This window comes from Streptomyces sp. NPDC101166 (assembly GCF_044768125.1).
Taxonomy (GTDB): domain Bacteria; phylum Actinomycetota; class Actinomycetes; order Streptomycetales; family Streptomycetaceae; genus Streptomyces.
Genome location: NZ_JBIWPF010000013.1, coordinates 177,091 through 190,871 on the forward strand (window position 1 = coordinate 177,091; position 13,781 = coordinate 190,871).

The 13,781-nt window shown below is 71.5% G+C and carries 15 protein-coding genes; 5 read left to right on the forward strand and 10 right to left on the reverse strand.

Annotated features, from left to right (window positions below):
* Positions 1-2: 2 nt before the first annotated feature.
* Positions 3-320 carry a PASTA domain-containing protein gene (locus ACIRS4_RS23780; protein WP_404199280.1) on the forward strand — a complete coding sequence of 106 codons (318 nt, stop codon included), beginning with the start codon at positions 3-5 and terminating at the stop codon, positions 318-320.
* Between the two features lie 52 nt (positions 321-372).
* Here ACIRS4_RS23780 and ACIRS4_RS23785 read toward each other — a convergent pair whose 3' ends face one another.
* The 4 genes from ACIRS4_RS23785 to ACIRS4_RS23800 all read right to left on the reverse strand — a co-directional run bounded on the left by ACIRS4_RS23785 (position 373) and on the right by ACIRS4_RS23800 (position 5,190).
* Positions 373-1,068, reverse strand: coding sequence for a demethylmenaquinone methyltransferase (locus tag ACIRS4_RS23785; protein WP_404199283.1), 696 nt, complete (start codon positions 1,066-1,068; stop codon positions 373-375).
* A 129-nt stretch (positions 1,069-1,197) separates the two neighbouring features.
* Positions 1,198-2,445: an acyltransferase gene (locus tag ACIRS4_RS23790; protein ID WP_404199286.1), complete on the reverse strand. Its 1,248-nt coding sequence runs from the start codon at positions 2,443-2,445 to the stop codon at positions 1,198-1,200.
* Positions 2,445-4,703, reverse strand: a complete 2,259-nt coding sequence (locus ACIRS4_RS23795) for a bifunctional polysaccharide deacetylase/glycosyltransferase family 2 protein (RefSeq protein ID WP_404199289.1) — start codon at positions 4,701-4,703, stop codon at positions 2,445-2,447. The genes ACIRS4_RS23790 and ACIRS4_RS23795 overlap by 1 nt, the downstream gene beginning before the upstream one ends.
* A 19-nt stretch (positions 4,704-4,722) precedes the next feature.
* Positions 4,723-5,190 carry a hypothetical protein gene (locus tag ACIRS4_RS23800; protein ID WP_404199292.1) on the reverse strand — a complete coding sequence of 156 codons (468 nt, stop codon included), beginning with the start codon at positions 5,188-5,190 and terminating at the stop codon, positions 4,723-4,725.
* Between the two features lie 303 nt (positions 5,191-5,493).
* Between ACIRS4_RS23800 and ACIRS4_RS23805 the strand changes: the two genes are divergently transcribed.
* Positions 5,494-6,522 (forward strand): chitinase, encoded by a 1,029-nt coding sequence (locus ACIRS4_RS23805; protein ID WP_404199295.1) that lies wholly within the window; start codon positions 5,494-5,496, stop codon positions 6,520-6,522.
* A gap of 24 nt (positions 6,523-6,546) precedes the next feature.
* Here the strand turns inward: ACIRS4_RS23805 and ACIRS4_RS23810 are convergent, their stop codons facing one another.
* The 4 genes from ACIRS4_RS23810 to ACIRS4_RS23825 all read right to left on the reverse strand — a co-directional run bounded on the left by ACIRS4_RS23810 (position 6,547) and on the right by ACIRS4_RS23825 (position 10,059).
* Positions 6,547-7,056, reverse strand: a complete 510-nt coding sequence (locus ACIRS4_RS23810) for an imidazolonepropionase-like domain-containing protein (RefSeq protein WP_404199298.1) — start codon at positions 7,054-7,056, stop codon at positions 6,547-6,549.
* Between the two features lie 28 nt (positions 7,057-7,084).
* Positions 7,085-8,299 (reverse strand): cyclic dehypoxanthinyl futalosine synthase, encoded by a 1,215-nt coding sequence (gene mqnC / locus ACIRS4_RS23815; protein WP_404199300.1) that lies wholly within the window; start codon positions 8,297-8,299, stop codon positions 7,085-7,087.
* Positions 8,300-8,371: 72 nt separating this feature from the next.
* Positions 8,372-9,214 carry a prepilin peptidase gene (locus tag ACIRS4_RS23820; protein ID WP_404199302.1) on the reverse strand — a complete coding sequence of 281 codons (843 nt, stop codon included), beginning with the start codon at positions 9,212-9,214 and terminating at the stop codon, positions 8,372-8,374.
* Positions 9,211-10,059, reverse strand: a complete 849-nt coding sequence (locus tag ACIRS4_RS23825) for a menaquinone biosynthetic enzyme MqnA/MqnD family protein (RefSeq protein WP_404199305.1) — start codon at positions 10,057-10,059, stop codon at positions 9,211-9,213. The genes ACIRS4_RS23820 and ACIRS4_RS23825 overlap by 4 nt, the downstream gene beginning before the upstream one ends.
* Positions 10,060-10,347: 288 nt before the next feature.
* Here ACIRS4_RS23825 and ACIRS4_RS23830 point away from each other — a divergent pair, with 288 nt between their 5' ends.
* On the forward strand, positions 10,348-10,551 hold the full coding sequence (locus tag ACIRS4_RS23830) for a cold-shock protein (protein WP_003974443.1): 204 nt from the start codon (positions 10,348-10,350) through the stop codon (positions 10,549-10,551).
* A gap of 395 nt (positions 10,552-10,946) precedes the next feature.
* A complete protein-coding gene (locus tag ACIRS4_RS23835; protein WP_404199308.1) occupies positions 10,947-11,597 on the forward strand; it encodes a class I SAM-dependent methyltransferase in 651 nt (216 codons plus the stop codon).
* Between the two features lie 14 nt (positions 11,598-11,611).
* Here the strand turns inward: ACIRS4_RS23835 and ACIRS4_RS23840 are convergent, their stop codons facing one another.
* Entirely contained in the window at positions 11,612-12,163 is a 552-nt protein-coding gene (locus tag ACIRS4_RS23840) for a DUF6817 domain-containing protein (RefSeq protein WP_404199311.1), read from the reverse strand.
* A gap of 188 nt (positions 12,164-12,351) precedes the next feature.
* On the opposite strand from ACIRS4_RS23840, the gene ACIRS4_RS23845 reads away from it, so the two are divergent.
* On the forward strand, positions 12,352-13,269 hold the full coding sequence (locus tag ACIRS4_RS23845) for a LysR family transcriptional regulator (protein WP_404199317.1): 918 nt from the start codon (positions 12,352-12,354) through the stop codon (positions 13,267-13,269).
* Here the strand turns inward: ACIRS4_RS23845 and ACIRS4_RS23850 are convergent.
* Complete coding sequence (locus ACIRS4_RS23850; protein WP_404199320.1) at positions 13,217-13,690, reverse strand: ATP-binding protein; 474 nt, start codon at positions 13,688-13,690, stop codon at positions 13,217-13,219. The two genes, ACIRS4_RS23845 and ACIRS4_RS23850, sit on opposite strands and share 53 nt — an antisense overlap.
* Positions 13,691-13,781 lie beyond the last annotated feature (91 nt).

Below are 13,781 nucleotides of genomic sequence, written 5' to 3' on the forward strand. Positions count from 1 at the left end.
AAGTGCGCGTGCCGAGGCTCGTCGGCCTGATGGCGATGGACGCGCGCGAGACGGCCATGGCGCGAGGCGTGCTGCTGGCCGCTCCTGACCGGCCCGACTTCCACCGCACCGTCGTCGACTACGTCGTACGGCAGTACCCGCCGCCCGGGGTCGAGGTGCCGCGCGGCGCCGTCGTCACCGTGTGGTTCGACTTCGCCGAGGGCGAGGGCGGCGGAGGCTCGGGCGTGCGCGAGCCGCGCGTGCCCGGACCGGGGGGAGGCGGGCTGGAACGCGAGCTGGACCGGCCGGGCGACGCCTTCGAAACGGTCAGCTCCTGCTGAAGCACGGGGAGGCGGCCACCGGCGACCGGGCCGGCCGCCCCCTCGGCCCTGCTCAGCTCTCCTTGAAGCCCCGGTGCAGGGTGACCACGCCGCCGGTCAGGTTGCGCCAGGCGACCTTCGTCCACCCGGCCTTGCGCAGGTGCTCGGCCAGGGCGGGCTGGTCGGGCCAGGCGCGGATGGATTCGGCGAGGTACACGTACGCGTCCGGGTTGGAGGAGACGGCCCGGGCGACCGGCGGCAGGGCGCGCATCAGGTACTCGGTGTAGACCGTGCGGAAGGGCGCCCAGGTCGGGTGCGAGAACTCGCAGATCACGACCCGGCCGCCGGGGCGGGTCACCCGGTGCATCTCCCGCAGGGCGGAGTCGAAGTCCTGCACGTTGCGCAGACCGAAGGAGATCGTGACGGCGTCGAAGGTGTCGTCCTTGAACGGCAGCCTCGTCGCGTCGCCGGCGGTGAAGGGCAGCCAGGTGTGCTTGCGCTTGCCGACCTGGAGCATGCCGAGGGAGAAGTCGCAGGGGACGACGTAGGCGCCGGAGCGGGCGAAGGGCAGGGAGGAGGTGGCCGTGCCGGCCGCCAGGTCCAGGATCTTCTGCGCGGGGCGGGCGTCGACCGCGCGGGCCACCTCCTTGCGCCACCTCCGGTCCTGGCCGAGCGAGAGGACGTCGTTCGTCAGGTCGTACCGTTCCGCCACGTCGTCGAACATCGAGGCGACTTCGTGCGGCTGCTTGTTCAGGGAAGCGCGGGTCACCCGCCCATTGTGGCAGCCCGCGCCTCTCCGGCTCGTGGCAGCCCGCGCCTCTCCGGCTCGTGGCAGCCCGCGCCCCGCCGACTCAACGCAACCCGCGCCCCGCCGACTCAACGCAGCCGCAGCCCGCGCTCACGGCAGCAGCCTTGGCCTCCTGCGCGCCGCCACGTCCTCGACCCAGCCGCAGAGCAGGACGAACACCGCGATCAGCAGCCAGCCCACGGCGAACGTGAACCACGGGCTGTCCAACGGCAGGTACTTCTCGAACGCGGGCACGTCCCAGCAGCGGTCGATCAACGGAACGGCCAGGATCAGCGCGATCTCGTGCCAGAGGTAGATCGTGACCGCGCGCGCGTTGAACACGGTGACGATCCGGTCGGTGCGGCTGAAGCGGGTGAGCCAGGCGAAGTCGATCCGGAAGTACGCCTTCGCCCACATCAGCAGGGTGACGGAACCGGCCGACCAGAAGGCCTGCGCGAGGGGGTTCTCGTCCAGGTCGTAGGTGCCGACGTCGGCCTGGTGGGCGAAGGCGTACCAGCCGCCGCAGGCCATCGCGGCGAGCGAGAGGACCGCCACCAGGGCCGGCTTCAGCCGCTGGAGCACGCCGTCCCGGTGCGCGAACCCGAGCATCCAGCAGCAGAGGTACGTCGACAGGTCCCACAGGGCGCTGCCGAACCGGCCGTCCGGACCCGGCCAGAGGAAGTTCAGCACGAGGACCGGGACGAGGGAGAGGGCGAGCACGGCGGCCGGGGCGAGCCGGAAGAGGCGCAGGAGCAGCGGGGAGAGCAGGACGAACCACAGGTAGGTGCGCAGGTACCAGAGGATCTCCCAGGCCTGCTCACCCCAGGCGTCGCCCGGCGGGTCGCCGAGCGGGACGACCCAGTAGACGATCTGCGGGCCCGGCATCCAGCCGTGGACCAGCATCGCCAGGACGACGAAGAGGCCCCAGAACCAGAAGGGCGGCAGCAGGCGGCGGAACCGGCTCCTCACCACCGTGAGCGGCGGACGCTCCAGGGACTTGGCCATCAGAGTGCCGGCGAGCCCGAACATGACGCCCATGGAGGGGAAGACGAGGCCCGCCCAGGCCCAGCCGAAGGTGTGGTAGGCGACGACCCTGACGAGGGCGAGGGCTCTCAGCGTGTCGAAGTACCTGTCCCGGCCCGCGGGCCTGTCGGAGCGGCGGTCACGCACCGCGGGCTCCACCTGCGACAGCGCCGCCACCGCGGGCTCCACCTGCGACAGCGCCGCCGCCGTGGGCTCCGCCCGCGACAGCGCCGCCATGGGCTCCGCCTGCGACAGCGCCGCGGTGCCGGCGGGGAGGGCCGCCGGCTCGGGCGGGCCGTCCGGGGGCCGTACCGCCCCCTTGCTGTGCGCGCCCATCAGCGCACCCCCGCCGGGGTCCCGACCTCGCCCGTCCGCTTCAGCTTCTGCCAGCGCAGGCGGCCGCCGGTGAGGGCCGTGATGCTGGAGTGGATGAGGACGAGGTACATCATCTGGCGGTAGGCGAGCTGCTGCAGCGGCATCATCAGCAGGTAGCGGTACTTCTCCCGGTCGAGCCGGAAGGCGTACGCCGCGCAGACCAGTTGGACGCCCAGGACGGCCAGCCAGGCCAGCAGCGCCGCCCGGAAGTCGATGAAGATCATCGAGTAGGCGGTGAACACGTCGATGAGCGGGGCGAAGACCGGTGTGACGATCTGGAAGAGCACCACCAGCGGCATGCCGACCCTGCCGAAGCGGCCCGAAGGCCCCTTGTCCGTCAGGGACCTGCGATGCTTCCAGAGCGCCTGCATCGTGCCGTAGGACCAGCGGTAGCGCTGGGACCACAGCTGCTTCAGGGAGCCCGGCGCCTCGGTCCACGCCCTGGCGTGCTCCTGGTAGACGACGTTCCAGCCCGCCCGGTGCATGGCGATGGTGATGTCGGTGTCCTCGGCGAGGGTGTCCTCGCTCATGCCGCCGACCTCCAGCACCGCGTCCCTGCGGAACGCCCCGATCGCGCCGGGGATGGTGGGCATGCAGCGGAGCAGGTCGTACATACGGCGGTCGAGGTTGAAGCCCATCACGTACTCGATGTGCTGCCAGGCGCCGATGACCGTGTCGCGGTTGCCGACCTTGGCGTTCCCGGCGACCGCGCCCACCTTCGGGTCGGCGAAGGGCTGCACCAACTGCCGCACGGTGTCGGGTTCGAAGACGGTGTCGCCGTCCATCATCACGACGATGTCGTGACGGGCGTTGCGCACACCGTTGTTCAGGGCGGCCGGCTTGCCCGCGTTCTCCTGCCGGATGACGCGGACGCCGGGGATGCCCAGCGACTCGGCGATCTCCTTCGTGCCGTCCGTGGAGCCGTCGTCGACGACGATGATCTCGATCGGATGGGTGCTCCGCGCCAGTGAGTCGAGGGTGTTGGCGATGCACTCCTTCTCGTTGTACGCGGGGACGATCACGCTCACCGGGCCGGTGACCGGCGGCCCCCAGCTGAAGCGGCGCCGGTTGCGGATCCGGTGGTGGCGGCGGGCGAGGACCAGCATCATGCCGAACCGGCCGATGACGGCCACGCCGACGGCCATCAGCCCGACCGAGAGCGCCGGAACCGTCCACTCGGCGAGGGCGACCGCCGCTACCAGGGCCTTGCCCTCGTACAGGGTGAGGCCGGTGGCCTCACGATGGGCGGCCTGGAGACGGTCGACGGCTCCCCCGGGGCCGGTTGCGGGACCACCTGCGGGACCACCGGCATTCCCCGCGCCCGCGCCCGCGGCCCCCGCCTCGTCCTCCTGCATCGCGCCGCTGACGGTGGTGAAGGTGTACCCCGCCGCCTTCATCTTCTCGATGTACGTCGGCAGCGCCTTGATCGTCTGCGAGCGCTCTCCGCCGGCGTCGTGGAAGAGCACCGACGCGCCCGCGCCGTCCTCGGGCGTGGCCCACTGGATGATCTTGGAGACGCCCGGTCGTTTCCAGTCGTCGCTGTCGGTGTCGACGAAGACGCTGGTGTAGCCCTCCTCGCCGAGCCGGCGATAGACGGGCCAGCTGTAGTCGTCGATGGCGTCGGTCTTCGAGGAGTACGGCGCGCGGAACAGCGTGGTGGTGATGCCGGCCGCGCCCGCGAGCGCGAGCTGCGTCTGCTGCATCTCGCGGTCGACGCGGGCGTCGCTCTGATAGGAGAGGTCGATGTGGGTGAAGGTGTGGATGCCCACCTCGTTGCCCTGCTCGACCATGTCCCGCACGACGTCCGGGTGACGGGAGACCATCGAGCCGACCACGAAGAACGTGGCGGGGACGTCGTACTTCTCGAGGATCTCCAGCACCTGGGGCGTCCAGGTCGGGTCGGGGCCGTCGTCGAAGGTGAGGGCGATCGTCTTGTCCGGGACGGAGACGGTGGCGGCCCGTCCGCCGCGGAAAGTGAGGATCGGCCCCCCGGCGAGGACGTCGTCGGGCACCTCGCCGGAGTCGGCGCCGGTGCGGACGCGCTGGTCGCCGCCGACCTCGGCGCGCAGATAGCCGTCGAGCAGCATCACGCTGGTGAGCGCGAGCAGGAGCAGCAGGGCGAGGATGACCCGCGGTTTCTGCAGGGCCGCGGCCTTGCCGGCCGCCCGTTCGATACGGGAGGGGGCGCGGCGGCGCCGGCGGGAGTCGGTGGTCGTCATGGGGGTGGCTGGGCTCCGGTCAGTCGGCGGTCGCGGAGGCGGACGGCGCGGGGGACGAGGACGGGGTGGAGGAAGGGGAGGCGGAAGCGGGGCCGGGGGCCGGGGAAGAGCCGGATGGCGCCGAGGGCCGCGCGCCACCCGGCAGAGCGGCCTGGTCGCCCGCCCCGCCCGCCCCGCCGTCCGGCGGTCCGCCCCCGGGCCCCTGACCGCTCGGGCCGCCCTGACCGCCGGGGCCTCCTTGGCCGTTGCCGCCGAACGGCAGCAGGGAGGACGGGGTGAGCGAGGCGCCCCAGCCCATGAACGCGGCGCCCAGGACGACCGCGTAGGTGAGGCAGCCGACGCCGACGAGGAGGCCGATCCGACGCAGCAGCTTGGATCTGCGTCCGGAGTTGTCAACGAACACGGGCCCTTCGCCGGAGTCGTCGACGCGTTTGCGGCGGCGACCACGAGTGGCGGCACGGCTTTCGATGGCAGGCTCGGAATGCATTCCCCGGATGTTAGGGAGCCTTTATTTGCCTCAAACTCTGGAATTGTTGTGAGTCGGCCATGAGAACCGCCCGAACCTGTCATTCACCTGAGAGAAACGGCGAATCGCGACGCCGGCACCTGCAAGAACGAGAGGGTCGATTGTCCTGTTCGGGCGGTCGGTTGACCCTCTATGCTCACTTAAGTCCACAGAGCGTCTGTGTGCTCAGTGTTCCCGCGCACGCTGCCCGGATGTGGGACATTCCCCTTTCGAGGACATCTTTCGTCGCCTCAATTTGAATCCACGAAAGCGGGTGCATGCGCAATGCGGAGTCTCCTGACGCCGGCGGCCGGACTGACCTGTCTGTTCGCCCTGGCCCTGGCGGGCTGCTCCGCGGGGCCCGACGACACGTCGAAAGCGCCGTCCGTCAGGTCCCCTTCGCCGAGCGCCGCAGCCGGTACGGCGACAGCGACGGCGTACGCGCCCTACGTGAACGCGACGACGGCGTCCGCCCACGACACGGCCGGCTCCCCGGCCACGTACAACCTGGCCTTCGTCATCTCGGACGGAAGCGGCTGCACGCCGAAGTGGAACGGCACGCACGCCATCGGTGACCCGTCCGTCGCCTCCCGCGTCTCCGCTCTCACGAAGTCGGGCGGCTCCGTCCGGGTCTCCTTCGGCGGGGCCTCCGGAAAGGAACTGGCGGCGGTCTGCGACAGCGCGGCGGAACTGGCCGAGGCGTACGGCGCGGCCCTGGACGCCGCCGGCTCCACGCGGGCCGACTTCGACGTCGAGGGCGACGACCTCGCCGACGCCGGGTCGGTCGCCCTGCGCTCCCAGGCCATCGCCCTGCTCCAGAAGGAGCGCACGGACCTGGAAGTCACCTTCACGCTCCCGGTGATGCCCTCCGGGCTGGACGCCGGCGGCCTCGCGCTGCTCGAGGCGGCGAACGAGTACGACGTCCAGGTCTCCACCGTCAACATCATGACGATGAACTACGGCGAGTCGTACACCGGCGACATGGGCGGCTACGCGATCGCCGCCGCCACGGCCGCGCACGCGCAGTTGACGAAGGCCTTCGGCACGACGGACGCCGCCGCCTGGAAGGGGATGGCGCTCACCTCGATGATCGGCGTCAACGACGTCGACAACGAGACGTTCACGCTCGCGGACGCGGCGCAGGTGCGGACGTTCGCCGAGGGCAAGGGCGTCGCCTGGGTGTCGATGTGGTCCGCCTTCCGCGACCGGAGCTGCGCGGACGGGGTCGCCGGACAGGACGAACCGCTCACCGACTGCAGTGGGGTGAAGCAGAGTGCGGGGGCGTTCGCGAAGGCGTTCTCGGCGGCGGACTGACACACACGACCCACGTCGGACCGGTCACCGCCGACGGTGTACCAGCCGTCCCGCGCAGACGGTCGCGACGCAGACGCCGGCCCCCTCACCACTGCCCGCCTCCTCACCGCTGCCCGCCTCCTCACCGCTGCCCGTCTCGTCGCGCACGAAGACGGCGAGGTCGGCGCGCCCGTTCTCCACGATCTCGGTCCGTCGTGCGCTCGGCAGCACGGCGACGTGGTTGCGCGCGGCGGCCGCCCGGAGTTCGGGCGAGCCGGCGTGCTCCGCCAGGACGGCCGCCGCGCCGAGCTTGAGCACGGCGTGGACGCGCTCGCGTGCGCTGGGGGCGTCCGGAAGGGGGCCCTCGTGGAGACGCGCGGGGCCGAGGACGCCGGGCCAGTGCCGCACGCGCGCACCGGGGAACCGCGCCTCCAACTCGGACCGGGCGCCCACGCCGACGACCCGGTCGCCCTGGACGGCGACGGCTCCGCCCTCGACCGGCGACGGGTCGTCCCAGGCGCGGCGGAGCTCGTCGGCGGCGTGAATGGTCAGCACGGCAGCGTCAGTTCGGTGCGGTGGCCGGTCAGTTGGGCGCGAGCAGCTTCAACTCGGGGTGGGCGGTGCCGCCTTCGATCGCCGTCGAGGAGATGTGCGAGACGACCCGCTCGTCGACGGGGTCGTTCGCCGGGTCGTCGTGGACGACCAGGTGCTCGTACGTCGTGGAGCGCTGCGCCGGGACGCGGCCCGCCTTGCGGATCAGGTCGATGATCTCCAGGCGGTTGGAGCGATGCTTGGCGCCGGCCGAGGAGACGACGTTCTCCTCCAGCATGATGGAGCCGAGGTCGTCCGCGCCGTAGTGCAGGGAGAGTTGGCCGACCTCCTTGCCCGTCGTCAGCCAGGAGCCCTGGATGTGGCGGACGTTGTCGAGGAACAGACGGGCGATCGCGATCATCCGCAGGTACTCGAACAGGGTCGTCTGGGTACGGCCCTTCAGGTGGTTGTTCTCGGGCTGGTAGGTGTACGGGATGAAAGCGCGGAACCCACCCGTCCGGTCCTGTACGTCACGGATCATCCGCAGGTGCTCGATGCGCTCGGCGTTGGTCTCGCCGGTGCCCATCAGCATGGTCGACGTGGACTCGACACCGAGGTTGTGCGCCGCCTCCATGATCTCCAGCCAGCGCTCGCCGGACTCCTTCAGCGGAGCGATGGCCTTGCGCGGCCGCTCGGGCAGCAGCTCGGCGCCGGCGCCGGCGAAGGAGTCCAGGCCCGCCGCGTGGATGCGCTGGATCGCCTCCTCGACCGACACCTTGGAGATGCGGGCCATGTGCTCGACCTCGCTCGCCCCCAGGCTGTGGATGACGAGCTGCGGGAAGGCCTGCTTGATGGCGGAGAAGTGCTTCTCGTAGTACTCGACGCCGTAGTCCGGGTGGTGGCCGCCCTGGAACATGATCTGGGTGCCGCCCAGCTCCACGGTCTCCGCGCACCGGCGCAGGATGTCGTCCAGGTCGCGGGTCCAGCCCTTGGCCGTGTCCTTCGGCGCCGCGTAGAAGGCGCAGAACCTGCACGCGGTGACGCACACGTTCGTGTAGTTGATGTTCCGCTCGATGATGTACGTCGCGATGTGCTCAGTGCCGGCGTACTGACGGCGGCGTACGGCGTCGGCGGCGGCGCCCAGCGCGTGCAGGGGCGCGTCGCGGTAGAGGACGAGCGCCTCCTCGGGCGTGATCCGTCCGCCCCCGGCGGCACGTTCGAGGACGGCTGTGACATCAACAGAGGTGAGGTCGGCCTTCTCGGTCACCGGAGCGTCCCTTTCGTCAAGGGTTGTGGACGGACCAAGTCAGCCTACGCCAGCCTTTCGCCACGGCCGACGTCAGGCCGTGTACGCGCCCAGCAGCAACCCCACGTACGCGCCCGCGATCAGGAACGGCCCGAACGGGACCGCCGTCTTGCGGTCGGCCTTGCGCGCGACGAGGAGCGCGCCGCCGTACAGCGCGCCGAGCAGGAACCCGGTGAAGGTCCCCAGCATGACGGTGGGCCAGCCGTACCAGCCGAGGACGGCGCCCGCGCCGAGCGCGAGCTTCACGTCGCCGAAGCCCATCCCGCCGGGGTTGACGAGGTGCAGCACGAGGTAGCCGGCGCTCAGCGCGAGGGACGCGAGGAGGGCCGTCGTCCAGTCGCCGGCGTGCTCCGGCAGCCGTGCGGCCACACCGAGCAGGGCGAGGGCGGTCGCCGCGAAGGGCAGGGTGAGCGGGTCGGGCAGCCGCTGCACCCGCAGATCGACGACGGCGAGCAGCACCCCGACGGGCGCGAGCAGCAGCCAGACGGCCAGCTCGGGCCGGGGGCCGGTGGCGAAGCCGAGGACGGCGCAGAGGCCGGCGGTGACGGCGGCGAGGAGTGCCCCGCCGGGACCGTACGACCCGGCCCGCCCCCGTGGGCGCGCATCGGCGCCGGCGTCTTCGGCGCAGCGCGGACAGCGGGCGGGACCGATCCAGGCGCGAACGGGATGCCCTTGAGGACAGCGGTCACGCCACCCGGGCACGGGCGGTCCCTCGCCGTCCGCCCCCGCCCCGTCGTCCCCCGCCTCGCCGTCCGTCCCGCTCGGCGGCAACGCCACCGAGAAGCGGTACGCGGCGCGAGGCAGCAGGACGCCGGCCACCGCGCCCCACACCGCCGCGACGGCGAGCAGGGCCACCTCGCCGAATGTCGTCGTCACGGGGTGAGGAGTTCCACCTTCACGTCTGCCGGGAAGCCGGTGGTGGGGCCTACTCGGCGGGCGAATTCCGTCACCGCTTCCAGCTGGGCGGGGCCGAAGCGGAAGTCGAGGGTGGTGAAGTACTGCTCCAGGACGCGTTCGTCGAAGGCCTCCCAGCGGGCCGCCTGTTCGGCGACCTTGGTGACCTCCTCCAGGGAGAGGTTGCGGGAGGCGAGGAAGGCCTCGTGGACCTTGCGGGTGATGACCGGCTCTCGTTCCAGGTACTCGCGGCGCGCCGCCCAGACCGCGAAGACGAACGGCAGGCCCGTCCACTCCTTCCAGAGCGCGCCGAGGTCGTGGACCTCCAGGCCGTACGTCGGCCCGTCCAGGAGGTTGGCCCGCAGGGCCGCGTCGCCGATCAGGACGGCCGCCTCCGCCTCCTGCATCATCAGGCTCAGGTCGGGCGGGCAGGTGTAGTAGTCGGGGCGGACGCCGTAGCGGTCCGACAGGAGGAGCTGGGCCAGGCGCACGGAGGTACGTGAGGTGGAGCCCAGGGCGACGCGCGCACCGTCCAGTTCCGCCAGGGGGACCTTGGAGACGATCACGCAGGACATCACCGGGCCGTCGCAGCCGACGGCGATGTCGGGGAAGGCGACCAGGTCGTCGGCGTTCTTCAGGAACTCGACGAGGGTGACGGGGCCGATGTCCAGGTCCCCGCTCACCAGCTGTTCGCTGAGCTTCTCGGGGGTGTCCTTGGTCAGCTCGAAGTCGAGGAGCGTGCCGGTTCTCGCGAGCCCCCAGTAGAGGGGCAGGCAGTTGAGGAACTGGATGTGGCCCACGCGGGGTCGGTTGCGAGAATTGTCCACATCGCGAGACTAGACCCCGTCCGATACGCTCCTGTCTCCGGCCCCTCGGTCAACCGCTTCTCCGGATGTTCAAACATTCGGGTGACGTGATCTTGACCTCTATTGCGTTCGGCTGCCCGCGTGCTAGGCTCGCCGCAAGTTGCAGTTTGGTTTCCCTTGCAGTACAGAGCCTGCGGAGCATGTAACCGCGGGCTCTCGTCGTTTTCAGACGTATGCAGTTGTGCGGCACTTGCTTTCACGCTTGCAGGGTTCTGGAGCAGGGCAACCCTTTGGGCCCAAGGAGGGCTTATGGCTACCGGAACCGTGAAGTGGTTCAACGCCGAAAAGGGCTTTGGCTTCATCGCCCAGGAAGGCGGCGGCCCCGACGTCTTCGTCCACTACTCCGCGATCAACGCGCAGGGCTTCCGTTCCCTGGAGGAGAACCAGCAGGTCTCCTTCGACGTGACTCAGGGTCCGAAGGGCCCGCAGGCGGAGAACGTCACCCCCGTCTGATCGTCACGTCCGTGACATCGCAAGTCTGAGAGCAGTACCCAAGGAGCCCCGCGCCACTTTTGTGGCGGTGGGGCTCCTGCCTTTGCCTGCCTTTGCCTGCGGCGCTCGGGCGGGTGGGCTTCACTCGGGGGAGTGGATCGGCAGCCGCCGATCGGAGGTTGTTCGGTGGGCGGTGGCGGTGGGGGGCGTGGGGGTGGTGGGGGCGCTGGTCGGCTGTGGGGTCACCCGGGTGGGGGCGGGGGTGCGTGTCGCTTCGGTGTGTCGGTTCGCCCCCGCCGCCCCTTCCCGTCCCGCCCCTGGGGGGCTGCCGCCCCCAGGCCCCCCGCTTCGGCCCTGGACGGGCCTCGTCCTCAAACGCCGGACGGGCTGAGTCGCCCCCGCTAGCCTCGCACCCCATGACCCCACGCGATTTCCTCTCCGACACCCGTACCTTCTACGACGCCGTCGCCGGTGACTACGCCGAGCTCTTCTCCGAGGAACCGGCCCGGCCTATGGACCGGGGGGTGCTCGGGGGGTATGCCGAGATCGTCGGTCGCGGTGGAGTGGTGCTCGATCTGGGGTGTGGGCCGGGCCGGGTCACGCGGCATCTCGGGTCGCTCGGGCTGGTGGTGTCCGGGGTGGATCTGTCGGAGGGGATGCTCGCCGTCGCCCGGCGGGAGAATCCGGGGATCAAGTTCGAGCTGGGCTCGATGACGGAGCTCGCGCACGAGGACGGCTCGGTCGACGGGGTCGTGTCGTGGTACTCGTCCATCCACACACCCGAGCCCGAGCTGCCGGCGCTCTTCGCCGAGTTCCTGCGGGTCCTGCGCCCCGGCGGGCATCTCCTGCTCGCCTTCCAGGCCGGGGACGAGGTCCAGCGCCACGACCAGCCCTGGGGACACCCCGTGGCGTTGGACTTCCTGCGGCGGGAGCCCGAGCTGATGACCCGGTTGCTCGTCGCGGGCGGGTTCGAGATGCGTTCATGGACCGTGCGGGAGCCCGAGCCCTCCTTCGGCGAGAAGGTCCGGCAGGCCTATCTGATCGCCCGCAAGCCGCAGGGCGACTGAGGCGACCGCAGTCCTCACGCCGCCTTCGACAGGATCTTCCGGCAGTCCTCCCACGCCGCACGGCTCAGCAGCGGGCGAAGGCGGGTGAACAGGGTGAGCAGCTCCGGGCCCCACCGGTCGCGGAACTCCGGGTCGTGCGCGGCGAGGTCGAGTTCGTTGGCGGCCGTGAGGTCGGCGAAATCGCGGAGGGTGCGGGGCGCGGGCGTCCACTGGACGCCCGAGAAGCGGTCGTGGAAGCAGGGAGCCGGACCGGCCAGGCCCGGGTACGTCGCCTCGCGGTCGCAGCTCGCGTACAGGTACACGATCGCCTCCGCCTCCCGCCCGATCACCCGGGCGAGTTCGGTACGGCGCTCCAGCGGGAGCAGACCGTCCGGGAAGCCGTCGGTGCCGTAGAAGGCGTGACAGAGGCCGGCGGTCTGCAGGGCCGGGCGCGCCTCCCACGCGGCGAGCCGGGAGCGTACGCGGCGCAGATGGGCCAGGAGCGTGCCGCCCGGGTGGGCCAGCGCGCCCGCGCCCAGATCCCGCAGCAGCGCCTCGGCTCCCTCCACGGACCCGGCTTCGGTCATGGCAGCGCCCCCTTCCTCTTCCTCGGGGCGACGGGGGTCGGCACCCGCTCCCCGCCCCGGGCGTCCGGACGCCCACGGGGGTGAGGAGCGGGTTGCCGCCCAGGGCCCTGAGCAGATCGTCTTACGGCCCCAACTGCTCAGTCAATCCTAAGGATTTGTGGTCACCTCCAAGTCTAAGCTTGGCCCTCATGACACTGGAGGATCTGCGGGTGTTCGTGGCCGTGTGCCGGGCGGGCAGCCTGAGCGCGGTGGCGCGGGAACTCGGATGCACGCAGTCGGCCGTGAGCCAGCACGTCAAGCGCCTCGAGCGGGAGACGGGCGTGGGCCTGTTGGAGCGCCGGCCACGCGGAGTCGTGCCGACGCAGGCCGGGCGGATCCTGGAGACCGCCGCCGCCGAGGGCATCGCCGGACTCGGCCTGGCGCTGCGGCAGGTGCGCGACCTGTCCGACGGCGTCAGCGGATACGTCCGCGTGGCCACCGGCGCGACCACCGTACGGCACTTCATGTCCGACGCCCTCGTGGCGTACCGCCGCGCCCATCCCGGCGTGAAACTGGAGTTCCGCACGGTGAGTTCGGGCCGCGGCTCCTTCGACGCGCTCGCCGACGGCACACTCGACCTCGCCTGGATCACCCTCGGCCCCCCGGTGCGCGGCATCGTGCAACGGCGGGTCGTCGACCTCCCCTGGATGCTCGCCGTACCCGCCGGCGACCCGCTCGCCGACCTCCCCCACGTCGACGTCGACGACCTGTGCGACGTACCGCTGATCCGGCTGCCCCCGAACTCCGCCTCCGCCGCCCATCTGGACGCCTCCTGCGCCCGGTTGGGCGTCCGCTTCTCGTACGACACCGGCGTCGCCGACTGGGACACCGCGCTGCTCCTCGCCGAGCTGGGCGTGGGCCGCGCGGTCGTCCCCGCCCTGCCGGGCTTGTCCGAGCCCGCCGACGGGGGCCTGCGCCTGATCCCCGTGCCCGCGCTGCGGCCCCTCCCCGTCGGCTGGGCCGTGCGGCGCTGGGACGCGCTGAGCCCGCCGGCGCGGGCCTTCGCCGACCTCGTCATCGAGCAGCGCGGGCGGACGGCCTCGGCGTCGCCCGGTGCGACGGACTGAGCGACAGCTCCGCCCACACCGTCTTGCCCACCTCCCGCTCCGCGACGCCCCACGTCGTGGCCAGCACGGTGACGAGGATCAGCCCCCGCCCGCCCTCCGCGTCCGTCTCCGTCACGATCCGCAGCCCCCGGTCCCCCCGCGCGTCGCTCACCTCGATCCGCAGCAGGCCCTCCGGGAGCAGCAGCAGACGCAGCTCGAAGTCCCGTCCCGGCACCCGTCCGTGCGTGACGGCGTTGGCCGCCAGCTCGGCGACCACATGTTGCGCGGTGTCGCTCGCCTCCCCGTCGTGCGGGTAGCCCCACGCGTCGAGCTGCTGCGCGGTCAGCCGCCGCGCCAGACGTGCGCCCCGGGGCGTCGCGCTCAGCCGCAGGGCGAGCTCGCCGAGGGGGGTCGGGATCCGGGTGGAATTTTCGGAGTTCACCTCACCGAGCGTGGTCGGTTGTCTCTACTCTGACCAGGGGCGACCTGGCGACTCTCCGTAGCCGTACGGATGCGCTGGAGGAGGCGTACGT

Excerpts from the sequence above, each read along its gene's own strand:
- ACIRS4_RS23790 (WP_404199286.1), bottom strand. The coding sequence starts at position 2,445 with ATGGGCGCGCACAGCAAGGGGGCGGTACGGCCCCCGGACGGCCCGCCC.
- ACIRS4_RS23795 (WP_404199289.1), bottom strand. The coding sequence starts at position 4,703 with ATGACGACCACCGACTCCCGCCGGCGCCGCCGCGCCCCCTCCCGTATC.
- ACIRS4_RS23800 (WP_404199292.1), bottom strand. The coding sequence starts at position 5,190 with ATGCATTCCGAGCCTGCCATCGAAAGCCGTGCCGCCACTCGTGGTCGC.
- ACIRS4_RS23805 (WP_404199295.1), top strand. The coding sequence starts at position 5,494 with ATGCGGAGTCTCCTGACGCCGGCGGCCGGACTGACCTGTCTGTTCGCC.
- ACIRS4_RS23830 (WP_003974443.1), top strand. The coding sequence starts at position 10,348 with ATGGCTACCGGAACCGTGAAGTGGTTCAACGCCGAAAAGGGCTTTGGC.
- ACIRS4_RS23835 (WP_404199308.1), top strand. The coding sequence starts at position 10,947 with ATGACCCCACGCGATTTCCTCTCCGACACCCGTACCTTCTACGACGCC.
- ACIRS4_RS23840 (WP_404199311.1), bottom strand. The coding sequence starts at position 12,163 with ATGACCGAAGCCGGGTCCGTGGAGGGAGCCGAGGCGCTGCTGCGGGAT.
- ACIRS4_RS23845 (WP_404199317.1), top strand. The coding sequence starts at position 12,352 with ATGACACTGGAGGATCTGCGGGTGTTCGTGGCCGTGTGCCGGGCGGGC.